General features: G+C 26.1%; 11 protein-coding genes. All 11 read right to left on the bottom strand.

Features of this window, described 5'->3' with window-relative positions:
* Window positions 1–395: 395 nt before the first annotated feature.
* The gene (locus GIL12_RS06325; protein WP_163469656.1) at window positions 396–1,376 is read right to left on the bottom strand and encodes a LytR C-terminal domain-containing protein; all 981 of its coding nucleotides are present in this window, start codon (window positions 1,374–1,376) and stop codon (window positions 396–398) included.
* The gene (gene mtaB, locus GIL12_RS06320) at window positions 1,366–2,670 is read right to left on the bottom strand and encodes a tRNA (N(6)-L-threonylcarbamoyladenosine(37)-C(2))-methylthiotransferase MtaB (RefSeq protein WP_163469655.1); all 1,305 of its coding nucleotides are present in this window, start codon (window positions 2,668–2,670) and stop codon (window positions 1,366–1,368) included. Before mtaB ends, GIL12_RS06325 begins: the two co-directional genes overlap by 11 nt.
* Window positions 2,657–3,370 carry a 16S rRNA (uracil(1498)-N(3))-methyltransferase gene (locus GIL12_RS06315; protein ID WP_163469654.1) on the bottom strand — a complete coding sequence of 238 codons (714 nt, stop codon included), beginning with the start codon at window positions 3,368–3,370 and terminating at the stop codon, window positions 2,657–2,659. Before GIL12_RS06315 ends, mtaB begins: the two co-directional genes overlap by 14 nt.
* A gap of 8 nt (window positions 3,371–3,378) precedes the next feature.
* Window positions 3,379–3,801: an Rrf2 family transcriptional regulator gene (locus tag GIL12_RS06310; protein ID WP_163469653.1), complete on the bottom strand. Its 423-nt coding sequence runs from the start codon at window positions 3,799–3,801 to the stop codon at window positions 3,379–3,381.
* 3 nt (window positions 3,802–3,804) lie between these two features.
* Window positions 3,805–4,797 carry a Holliday junction branch migration DNA helicase RuvB gene (gene ruvB, locus GIL12_RS06305; protein WP_163469652.1) on the bottom strand — a complete coding sequence of 331 codons (993 nt, stop codon included), beginning with the start codon at window positions 4,795–4,797 and terminating at the stop codon, window positions 3,805–3,807.
* A gap of 15 nt (window positions 4,798–4,812) precedes the next feature.
* A complete protein-coding gene (locus GIL12_RS06300; RefSeq protein WP_163469651.1) occupies window positions 4,813–5,427 on the bottom strand; it encodes a DUF445 domain-containing protein in 615 nt (204 codons plus the stop codon).
* 78 nt (window positions 5,428–5,505) lie between these two features.
* Entirely contained in the window at window positions 5,506–6,975 is a 1,470-nt protein-coding gene (locus GIL12_RS06295; protein ID WP_163469650.1) for a hypothetical protein, read from the bottom strand.
* 96 nt (window positions 6,976–7,071) lie between these two features.
* A complete protein-coding gene (locus GIL12_RS06290) occupies window positions 7,072–8,664 on the bottom strand; it encodes a S1 RNA-binding domain-containing protein (protein WP_239056072.1) in 1,593 nt (530 codons plus the stop codon).
* Complete coding sequence (gene ispH / locus GIL12_RS06285; RefSeq protein WP_163469649.1) at window positions 8,645–9,529, bottom strand: 4-hydroxy-3-methylbut-2-enyl diphosphate reductase; 885 nt, start codon at window positions 9,527–9,529, stop codon at window positions 8,645–8,647. The genes GIL12_RS06290 and ispH overlap by 20 nt, the downstream gene beginning before the upstream one ends.
* Complete coding sequence (locus GIL12_RS06280; RefSeq protein WP_163469648.1) at window positions 9,529–9,798, bottom strand: HPr family phosphocarrier protein; 270 nt, start codon at window positions 9,796–9,798, stop codon at window positions 9,529–9,531. The genes ispH and GIL12_RS06280 overlap by 1 nt, the downstream gene beginning before the upstream one ends.
* Before the next feature lie 11 nt (window positions 9,799–9,809).
* Window positions 9,810–11,540 (bottom strand): phosphoenolpyruvate--protein phosphotransferase, encoded by a 1,731-nt coding sequence (gene ptsP / locus GIL12_RS06275; RefSeq protein WP_163469647.1) that lies wholly within the window; start codon window positions 11,538–11,540, stop codon window positions 9,810–9,812.
* Window positions 11,541–11,839 lie beyond the last annotated feature (299 nt).

Here is an 11,839-nt window from a genome sequence, read left to right as displayed (position 1 = left end):
TCTTAAAAATATATAATTAGCAAAACTACATAAAATAAAATTAATTATAAATATAACGTTAATTTTTTTTAAAAAAATAGCATACCACAGGAATATTTGTATTAATGAAAAAATAGGAATATTTAAATATTGATATTTAATATTCTTTTGAACTAATAAAAATATCAAATAAAAACCTAAAAATATAAAAATATTAATAAATATTTTATCTGTCTGTAATGAATAGACTACAGTTAGCAAAGCTATTAAATATAAATTATTAACTTTTTTATAGGTTGATAAATATAATAAGTATGGCATTACTAAAGAACAGCTAGTAACTCTTAAAGATATACTATTTATTATAAAAATTAATATCAATACCAATGCACTTGTCATACTTTCCCCTCTTATTTTTAATTAGCTATAACTACAATTTTATTTTTTAATTCGTCCCTTTGAATCATCTTATTTATTCCTAATTTTTTTGCTATTTTATAAGCTGTATAATAGTCTTCTTTATTATAGTTTATTTGAATATCCGTTCCTGATATTTTAGTCTTTTTTTCTATAACACTATTATATCCATCACTTTTTAATGCTTTTACATATTTTTTTGCTATTTCCCCTTGTCCTAATACTTCAACATCAAATATTTTTTTACTTTCTTTTCCTAAAATTATAACAACATTTGCTAAAGTTGGAATAGTTGCATCTTCTTTTATTTTAAAATATTTTTCATTTACTTGCATTAATATATCTTCTATTTTTTCTCTATGAAGATCGTTTATTACTATATAACTAAACTGACTATTTGTTTCATAATTTGCTGCATTATATTTTAGCCCAAAAAATGATTTTAATTTCTCTCCAGTTCTTCTAGCATGTCCTGGTTTTCCATTAGCGTTTAGAATATCTACCACTATACTTTTATTGTCTATTTTTGAAGTTTTCTTATCCCTATATAAATCTTCAAACATTGGTTCTATACTAGATGTCAGTATATGTCTTTTATCATTTATCATAACCTCTGGAACATTTCTTGCATTTTTTACTTTTAAATCCATTTCCCCATATTTTACTTTCTTATATTTTTCTATCTTTTCAGGGAAAATTAAATTAATTCTCTTTAATATTTCCTCGTAATTTCTAACTTTAACTAATTCTTTAAAAGAAACATCTTTATCTATTTGTATCTCAAAAGGAATTTTTATAGCCAGTCTATCTTCATAAACTAAAAATATATTTTCTTTACCAATTAATGCATATCTATCTAATTTTTCCGTCTCTTTGTTGTCACTTAAAACACTGTAAATTAAAACTAAAACCGCTATTAAAAAAATTACAGCTCCTAATAAAGTATATTTGACTCTCGATGCTTTTTTTCTAATATCCACTTATTAACAACCCCTTTTCTAATCCTTTTATAATTACTTGAACTTCATCATTAACTTTTAAATTATCCCCTAGCAATTTTACTCTTAAATAATTTTCACTGTATCCGTAAAAAAATCCGTCAGATTTTTTTTCTTCTATTAAAACAGTTAATTTTTTTCCTATATATTTATTTCTAATATCTTCCCCTAATCTCTTAGATTCTTTTTCCAAATCTCCAACTCTTAATTTCTTTTCTTTAGAATCCACTTTATCTTTATAAGTTGCTGCTAATGTATTTTCTCTTTCTGAATATGGGAACACATGAAGGGAAGAAAAACCTATTTCTTCTATAATTTCTTTTGTATTTTGATACATTTTATCAGTTTCCCCTGGAAAACCAACAATAACATCTGCTGTATACTCCATATATTTAATATTTTCTTTTAACTTAGTTAATCTTTCTTTTATTAAATTTGATCCGTAATTTCTTTTCATTTTTTTTAAAATTTCATCATCACAAGATTGCAAAGATATGTGTAAATGAGGCATCATTTTTTTATTGTTTTTCATTATCTCTATAAATCTATCTGTTATTCTATCTGGATATACTGATCCTATTCTGATTCTTTCTATTCCATTTATTTTAACTAAAGCTTCTAGTAAATCTTCAAAATCAACATCTTCTTTTAAATCTTTTCCATAATCTCCTAGATTGATTCCTATTAAAATTATTTCTTTATATCCTTCTTCAGATAATTTGTTTGCCTCTAAAATTATATTTTCAAATTCTCTTGATCTGCTTTTCCCTCTTCCAAAAGGAATTTTACAATATGAACAAAAATTGTTACAACCATCTTGTATCTTTATGTAAGCTCTTGACATTTCTCTAAATGTTGAAAATTGTAACTCTCTATATTTTGAATCATCAAAAATGTTTAATACATAATTATGTTGTTCTTCATTTTTGTCAATATTTAGTATTATTTCAGCAACTTCACCTTTATTACTATTTCCAACAACATAATCAACCTCTTCTATTTTTAAGAGATCTTTTTCATTAGTTTGAGCGTAACAACCTGTGACAATTACCTTAGCACTTTTATTAAGTTTTTTTGTTCTTCTTAAAATATTTCTAGTCTTTCTATCTGCAACTGACGTAACAGTACAAGAATTAACTATATAAAAATCAGCTTCTTCATCAAACTGAACTTCTTCATAACCCTCTTTTAAAAGTTTATTTTTTATGCTCTCTGTTTCATAGTGATTTACTTTGCATCCTAAAGTATAAAATGCTACTCTTTTATTTGAATTCATTTATTAATATTCCCCCAACCACAATAGCTGCTGTTTCTGCTCTTAAAATATTTTTCCCTAAAGTTACTACCTTGGAATTTTTCAATTCTTTTAATTGTTTTATTTCTTCATCAGAAAATCCACCCTCTGGACCAATAAGATATAATATTTTTTTTATATCCTTTTCTCTGTTGTTTATTAACTCTCTCAAAGTATAATTTTCTTCATTTTCATATGGTATTACTACTAAATCATAATCTTCATATGAAACTTCAGTTATTTTAGTTATATTATCTATTTCTAAAAATTTAATCCTTTGACATTGTTTTACTGCTTCTCTTGACACAACGTCCCATTTTTCTTTTTTTTCCTTTAATTTAACAATTGTTCTTTTAGTTTCCAAAGGTAAAATCCTATCAATACCTATCTCTGTTAATTTTTGTATTGTTAGTTCCATTTTATCATTTTTTATTACAGAAATCCCTGCTACTATTTCTACATTATTTTTTTCTAGTTCTTTTTCTGATAAAATCTCTAATTGTATTTCTTTCTTATCTAAAGCTGTAACTTGACAGATATACTCTTTTTCACCATCAACAGCTCTTATTTTATCATTTTCCTTTATTCTAAATGAATTTTTCAAGTGATTAATATCTTTTTTATCCTTCACTATAATTTCATTTGAAAAAATATCTTCTTTTTGTATTATAACTGTTATCATTTTTTCTCCTAAATTATGTTTCTATTTTTTATAATATCACTAATTGTATACTCTTCTAATATTTCCTTCATTTTATTATCCAATTTTCTCCAGATACAATTGCAATCTTTTTCCACACATTCTTTAGTTCTTTTATTCTCATAAGCTTCATTACAATTTATAATCATTGGATCTTCATCTAAAATTATATAAATTTCATATAGAGTAACTTCCTCTGGATTAACTAACAACTTATATCCTCCATTAGGTCCTCTTTTACCCTCTATTATTTTTTTATTTTTTAATCTATATAGAATTTGTTCCAAGTATTGAATTGAAATTTCTTCCTTTTCTGAAATTTCTTTTATTCTTACCATTTTATTCTTGGAAGTTTCTGTGGCTATAAAAGCTACAGCTTTAAAACCATATTTAACTTTTTTACTTATTTTCATTTATCACTCCTTAACCTCAAAATGCTTTCTAGCTTTTTCAGTAATCATTCTCCCTCTTGGAGTTCTCTTTATATATCCTTTTTTAACTAAATAAGGTTCGTAAACCTCTTCTATTGTTCTCTTATCTTCTCCTAGCATAAGGGACAAAGTTTCAATTCCCACTGGCCCACCATTATAATTTTTTATAATTGATAAAATTATACCTCTGTCTAATTCATCTAGACCATCTTTGTCTACACCTAATAATTCTAGAGTTTCTAATACTGTTTTTCTAGTAATTATTCCATTTCCCCTTATTTCAGAATAATCCCTCACTCTTTTTAAAAATCTGTTAGCTATTCTAGGGGTCCCTCTACTTCTTTTTGCAATTTCGCTTGCTCCTTCTTTGTCTATTGCAACATCTAATACCTTTGCACCTCTTATAATTATTTCCATTAATTCTAAATTATTATAATAATCCATTCTATGAGTTACTCCAAATCTATCCCTTAGAGGTGAACTAAGTAATCCAACTCTTGTTGTGGCTCCAATAAGAGTAAATCTAGGTAATTCTATTCTAATTGATCTAGCAGCAGGTCCTTTTCCAATTATTATATCTAATTCTCCGTCTTCCATTGCTGGATATAATATTTCTTCAACTGATGTATTCAATCTATGTATCTCATCTATAAATAAAATATCATTTTCTTCTAAAGACGTTAAAATAGCTGCTAAATCTCCAGCTTTATCTAACACTGGCCCTGAAGTTATTTTTAAGCTTACATTCATCTCGTTTGCAATAACTCCAGCAAGAGTTGTCTTTCCAAGACCAGGTGGTCCATATAATAAAATATGATCCATACAACTCTCTCTTCTTTTAGCAGCTTCTATAAAAATTTGCATTTTTTCCTTCAATTTAGATTGACCTATATAATCATGAAATCTCTTAGGTCTAAGATTTTTTTGGATATCCGATTCGATTAATATTTCTTTGTCTGTAACTATTCTATCATCCAAAACTATTCTCCTTAATTATATAAAACTAATTAAAATAAACTGAACAGCACCTATAATTGCGCCTAATATCGCTCCTATAATTTCTATATGCTTTAATTCTTTTTTTGCAAGTTCACAGATTATTTCTTCTATTTTTTCTAAAGAAAATGCATCTACTTTTTTTATAACTATTTCCTTAATATCTACTTTTTCTTGCAAATATTCTATAAATAACTTTATCATTTCGTCTTTATTTCCAATTATACTATTTTTAATAGCTTCTTTAATTTTTTCTAACATACTATCATTTAAAAACAAAGCTGCCATTGGAAATAAACTTAAAATTTCATCTTTTAATTTATTTTTTAAAACTTTATCTATTAAATCTCCAATCCTTTTTTCAATATCTTCACTTGATATTTTAGAAGTTATATCCTCCAAAGAAAGTAATTCTTTATCTACAACTTCTGCTATTCCTTCCCCAATTTCATGTTTTCTTTTAGGAATCAATCCTTGTATTTTAAAAAAACCTAATTTTATCTCTTTGTAAGGTCTAAATAACATTTTTATAGCAATATAATTTGTAGTCCATCCTATTAAAGATCCTATTATAATTAAAATAATCCCCTTTAAAATTAACTCTTGATTCATTTTTACACTTTCTCCTATTATCTTTATTTTTTATAAACTATTATACCATTTAAGTCTTATTTTTTAAAGCTTTTTATATTAATAGTTTCTTTCAAATTCCAATATCTTTTTTTCCAATTCCAACTGCATTTTTAACTTTTTATTCAATAAAATTAGATTTTTGTTTGCAACAATCCCTTTTTCTAACTCTTCTATTGTTTTCATTCCAGAAAATTCTGATCTAAATATTTCACAATTTCTATCAACATATAAACTTTCCCCTTCTAAAAATGAATATTCCAAGGAATTTTTAATTAAACATTTTAATTCACAATAATTAATGTCATATCTTTCTATTGCTTTTAAATATTCTATAACAATATTTCCCCTACTAACTGCTTCATCATCTGTACAAATAACCATTGGCACATTGTATTTTTTATACAAATTAAAAGGATGTTCTTTCCCTGACACTCCCAAAACTATTTCATTGCTTGTTAGACATATCTCCACTGGAATCTTTTTTTCTGACATTATTTCCAATGTTTCCTTAGTTTCCCACTGAACACTTACACCATGACCTATTCTTTTTGCTATAGGAAATTTTCTCTTTAGTTTGTTTCTTGTTAAAAATATTGTGCTCACAATTCTATCTTGCATATTTTCCAGAGTTTCCCTTTCAATAGTTAACTCTCCAGCATGAATTGACAAATTAATTTCTTTCTTAGGAAACATAATATTAAAATATTCATATAAATATCTTAATATTTTAAGCTGTCCTTGAAAATTTCTTCTAGCTCCTAAAGAATCTTCTATTTCAACTACATTTACCCCAACAATCCTAGAATCCCAACAAGATGACAAAATAAATAAATAAGCCTCTATAAAGAAAACTTCCAAATCACAAGTCATTCTTCTTAAATATGGCATATACCCAACTTCCACATCTCTTATTCCATTTTTTTTCAAAAATTCTTCTCTATTGTCTAAAAATAAATTTAATTTAGACATATTTTCTTTTGTTATATTTTTTCCCAAAATTTTACAGTAGCTTTGAATCTTTTTTAAATTAAAAGTCTCGTCAATGTCAAATGATGCTTTAAACTTCTCAATTAAATTTGTAGGTACGCAATCTGATATCATTTCCACATAACTCATATTTTCCAGTTGATTTCTTTTTAAAATTTCTAATATTAATTCTTCTTCTTTTATTTTGGTACTTAAAACATTGGTAAAAGTATTAAAAAAATGACTAGCTCCATCTTTTTTATTTTTTAATCCTCTCATACTATAATTATCAAAATAATCTTCTATATGATTTTTTTCTAATAATTTTATAGATATAATTTTTTCACTTTTATCTGAATTTTTATATTCTTTTTTATTTAAAAATTTATGTGTCCTTAGATCATAAAAATCATTATTTTTAATAGCTTCTTCATAAATTATTTCAGCGTATCCCCCACCTAGAGAATGATTGTGTAAATCTCCACCCTTTGGCATTCCCTTTAAAAACATAATAAGTTCTGGTGTATTTTTTTTCAATTCTTTAAATTTTTCTTCATTCATAAATATCACCCCACATCAATTTATATTTATATTATAACATAAAAAACCTCGCTAAAATTTAGCGAGGTAGTTTTTTTTAACTTTTACAGAGATAAATTATTCCCCTGCAGTACCATATTTCTCGATTAATTCTCTTTGTTCTCTTTTTTCTGATTCTAATTCATAAGCTTTTATTGATATTTTTATTTTTTGTCTTTCTGTGTCAATTTCAATTATTTTCCCTAGTACAGAATCTCCAATATTAAATGTTTCTTTTAAATCTTTTATATAATCTCTAGAAACTAATTGAGTTGGTATAAACCCATCTATTCCTTCTTCAATTTTTACAAATAAACCAAAATCTTGGATATTTTTTATTGGTTTTTCAACAATATCTCCAACTTTATAGTTTTCCATAACTGTTTCCCAAGGACTTTTTTCTAAAACTTTAATGCTTCCTTTGATTTTTTTAGCATCAAGATCTAATTCGATAACTTCACAATTAATTTCTTGACCTTTTTCAAATTTCTTGTTTCCTACCCAACAGAAATCTGCTTGATGTATAAATACATCTATTCCTTCTTCTACTTCTACAAATATTCCATAAGCTTTAACTTCTGCTACTTTTCCAGTTAATTTTGTTCCTATTTTATATTTTTCCCCAGCTGTTTCCCATGGATCAGCTGATAATTGTTTTACACCTAATTTTAATTTTCTTCCTTCTGGTTTAAATTCAAGTATTTGAACTTTTAAAGAATCTCCTAATTTTGCAAATTCTGAAATAGCTACTTTCTTTTTATTCCAAGTGAAGTCAGAAACATGAACTAATCCTTCTACTCCATCCATAATTTCTACTAATACTCCATATTGTAATATTTTAGTAACTTTACCTTCAACAACGTCACCTATTTTATATTGTTCTTTTGCTGTTTCCCATGGATTTACTGTTAGAGCTTTTAATGACAATTTTATGTTTTTCTTTTCTTCTTCCAATTGAATAACTTTTACAGTTAGTGTTTGTCCTAATTCGAATCCTTCTATTTTCTCAGCTTTTTTCCAAGAAATTTCAGAAATATGTATAAATCCTCTTAAATGACCAAGAGTTACTACTATTCCAAATGGTAATATTTCAGAAATTGTTCCTTCAAGAACATCTCCTAAATTTATTTTAGCAAATTCTTCGTTTCTTACAGCTACTGCTACGTCTCTTCTTGAAACTGTTATTTTTTTACCTTTTCTTTCTTCTTTTAATTCTTTTATTAAAACTTCTACGTCTTTTCCTAATATTTTTTGTCCATTTCTTGTTTCAGAAAGAGATTTTGGTAAGAATACTTGATGAGAGAATATTTCTAATATATATCCACCTCTTACTTCTCTTACTACTCTTCCAACTAATTTTTCTTTAGCCTCGTAAGCATCTTTTAATTGTTGCCATCCAGTTTCCATTTCAATTCTTCTTCTAGAACCAATTAAAAATTCTCCTTCTGGTGTTTCCCCGACTAGGATTACTTCTATTTCATCACCAACATTATATTTTTCTAATTCTTCAGTTTTCACTCTAACTGTTGTTACTTGGCTAGGAACATCTAAATAAGTAAAGTTTCTTTCTTTACTTTCTATTGTCCCTACTACTTTCTCCCCGCTTTTCCCTTCTTCTGGTAGGTACTCTGCTAGTAGTGCCTCAAATTCGTTATAATCCATGTTTGTCATCAAAATTCCCCCTTATATCTTTTTCTATCTCTAATATTATTTTTTCTGGTGTTGATGCTCCTGCTGTTATTCCTATTGTTTCAATGTTTTTTAACCATTCTTTTTTTAATTCATTTTTATTTTGTATTAAATAACTTCTGCTATTTATACTTTTTGACAAATCATATAATTTTCTAGTATTTGAACTTGCTAAATCTCCAACTATTAAAATTATGTCTACTTCCCTTGCTAATTTTTCAACTGCTATTTGTCTTTCGTGAGTTGCTCCACATATTTTACTAAAAATTTCTATATTTTCATAGTTATTTTCTATTTTTTTTTTGATTTTAAAAAACATTTCTTTATTTAGAGTAGTTTGAGTCAACAAACAATATTTTTTATTTGTTTCTACTTTAAAATTTAAGAATTCTTCATAACCAGCTAACACATTTACATGCATGCCAAAAGAAACTATTCCCTTTACCTCTGGATGATTTTTATCTCCTATAAATATAATTTCTTTTCCATTTTTTTCTTCTTCAATTAATGTTTCTCTTATTTTTTTCACAAAAATACAAGTTGCATCAATAATTTTAATCTCACTTCTCTTTAGTATATCATAAATTTCTTCTGTTGTCCCGTGTGCTCTTATAATTATTAAATCTTTTTTATTAAATTTAACTTTTTTTAAAAGCAAATCTTCCTCAGAAATAGTTATAAATCCCTTTTTTTCCATGTCCTTTACAACATTTTTGTTATGAACTAACATTCCTAAAATATAAGTTTTATCATAAAGTTTTCTATCTTCTGAAATATTTTCACATAAATTAATAGCGCCAGAAACTCCAAAACAAAAACCCATTTTATTAGCTCTAATTATTTTCATTATTCTTCACCAAATTTTTCTACTTCCACTAATTTTTTAAGAGCTTCTAACATTTCATCTTCATCATTTCCATCTGCTTCTAATTCTAATTTTCTACCTTGCTCTGCTGCTAAAAGCATTAATCCCATAATACTTTTCCCATTTATCTCCTCGTCATCATATCTAACCTTTATTTCTGAATCAAAACCAGTGGCCACTTGTACAAATAACGATGATGGTCTTGCATGTAGTCCTGCTTTGTTTTTTATTTCAACCTCAATTTTTTTCATATTTCCCATCCTTATAATTTTTCTATGAAACTCTTCACTGTCTTTTTAACTTCATCTGAATCTCTACAGTTTAATATTTTATGTTTTAATTCTCCCAAATCGTTGAATTTTATTTTTCTAACTATATTTCTTGCTCTAGGTATAAAAGTTTTAGCCATACTTAAATCCTTTATTCCAAAACTTAAAAGTATAACTATTCCTACTAATTCTCCTCCCATTTCTCCACAAACAGAAACATTTTTATTTTTTTCTCTTCCCACTTCAGCTAATATATTTATCCCTCTTAAAACTGCAGGGTGATAGTAATCATAAAGTTCATTTTCTTTTTGAGAAAATCTATCTGCTGCTAAAATATACTGAGCCAAATCGTTAGTTCCTATGGAAAAAAAATCTATTTCTTCAGCTAATTCTCTTGCCATAAATATGACTGAAGGAACTTCTACCATAATACCTGTCTCTATATCTTCTTTAAAATTTAATCCTTCGCTTCTTAATTCTTCTTTTACTTCGTCTAAAATTTGTTTGATTTTTAAAATCTCAGATCTAGAGGATATCATTGGATGCATAATTTTTATTTTTTTCCCGTAAGCGCTTCTCAATATTGCTCTCAGTTGAGTTCTTAATATCCTTTTTCTTCTTAAAGTAAATCTTATTCCTCTTTCTCCAAGGGATGGATTCTCTTCAGCGTCCATTGGACAGTAGGATAATTTTTTATCTGCTCCAATATCTAGAGTTCTTATTATTATAGGCTTTTCATTTCCAATTTCCTGACTTATTTTATTATAAATATCCACTTGTTCTTGTTCTGTTGGTAAATTATTTCTTTCCATGTAAATAAACTCTGTTCTAAGAAGTCCTATCCCACGTGGATTTGTTTTTTTCAAAACATTTAAATCTATATTCTGATCTGCATTAAAATCTAGATTTATTTTAACTCCATCTAGTGTTATTGATGGCATGTCTATGTTTTTTTGAATTTCTTCATCTTCTTTTTTTATAAATTTTTGTAATTTTTTATACTCTCTTATAACTTCTGGAATAGGGTTATTTATAACCCTTGCCTTAAGGTGATAAGTATCTAGTATAATCTTATCACTCCATTTTTCAGAAAATAAATCCTTTCCTCCCATGAAAGTTGGTATCTCTAGTGACTTTGCTAATATTGCCACATGAGAAGTTGTTCCTGAAAATTCCATTATAATACCTTTTATTTCAACATGATTATTAACTAATTCTAATAATTCAGATGGTAATATCTCTTTGGCTATTAATATTTTCCCCTCTACATTATTATAAAGTTCTTTTCTTCTTATTAGAGCAAATAATAATCTATCTCTTATATCCTTTAAATCTGAAGCTCTTTGTTGATAGAGTAAATTTGTTTTTTTAGAAAATAAGTCTATATATTTTCCCAAAACTTTTTTTACTACTTCTTCTACATTGATTTTTTCCTTTCTAATCATATCCTCTATTTCTTTAAGAATAACAGAATCATTTAGAATCTCAAAATGCACAATTAATATCTGTAGATCCTTTTTATCAACTTTACTTTTTAAATCATTTATTAATTTAGATAACTTACTTTGTGCAAACTTTATTCCTTCTTTGTATCTTAAAATTTCCTTTTCAATATCTTCATCTTCTAAAGAATATGATTCTATTTCTATTTTCTTTTCATACTTTAAAAACGGTTTCCCAATTACTACCCCTTCGTATATTCCTTTTCCATATATTTTTTCCATATATTTTCCTTTATAAATAATAGTTTTCCTTTTAAATTATATATTATTTAAAGGTTTTTTTCAATTTATTTAATTTATTTTGCTATATATTTTTATTTTTTTATTTGTATTTGAAAAAAAATTATGCTAAAATTTCCATTAATATATTTTTAAAAGGTATTTTTTTGTTTTGTTTTTGCTTTTAGGAGGTATTTTAATGAATAACATGCTAGAAATTTTTGGAACAAATCACTTTTCTGAAATAGAATTGAAAAGTCGAATTCCTGCTTCTATTTTTAAGGAGTTTAAGGCTGTTCAAA

Origin of the sequence: Fusobacterium sp. IOR10, assembly GCF_010367435.1 — a bacterium.
Taxonomy (GTDB): Bacteria; Fusobacteriota; Fusobacteriia; order Fusobacteriales; family Fusobacteriaceae; genus Fusobacterium_B.
The sequence above is the reverse complement of the archived record's forward strand: the minus strand, read 5'-3'. Positions and strand labels throughout refer to the sequence as shown.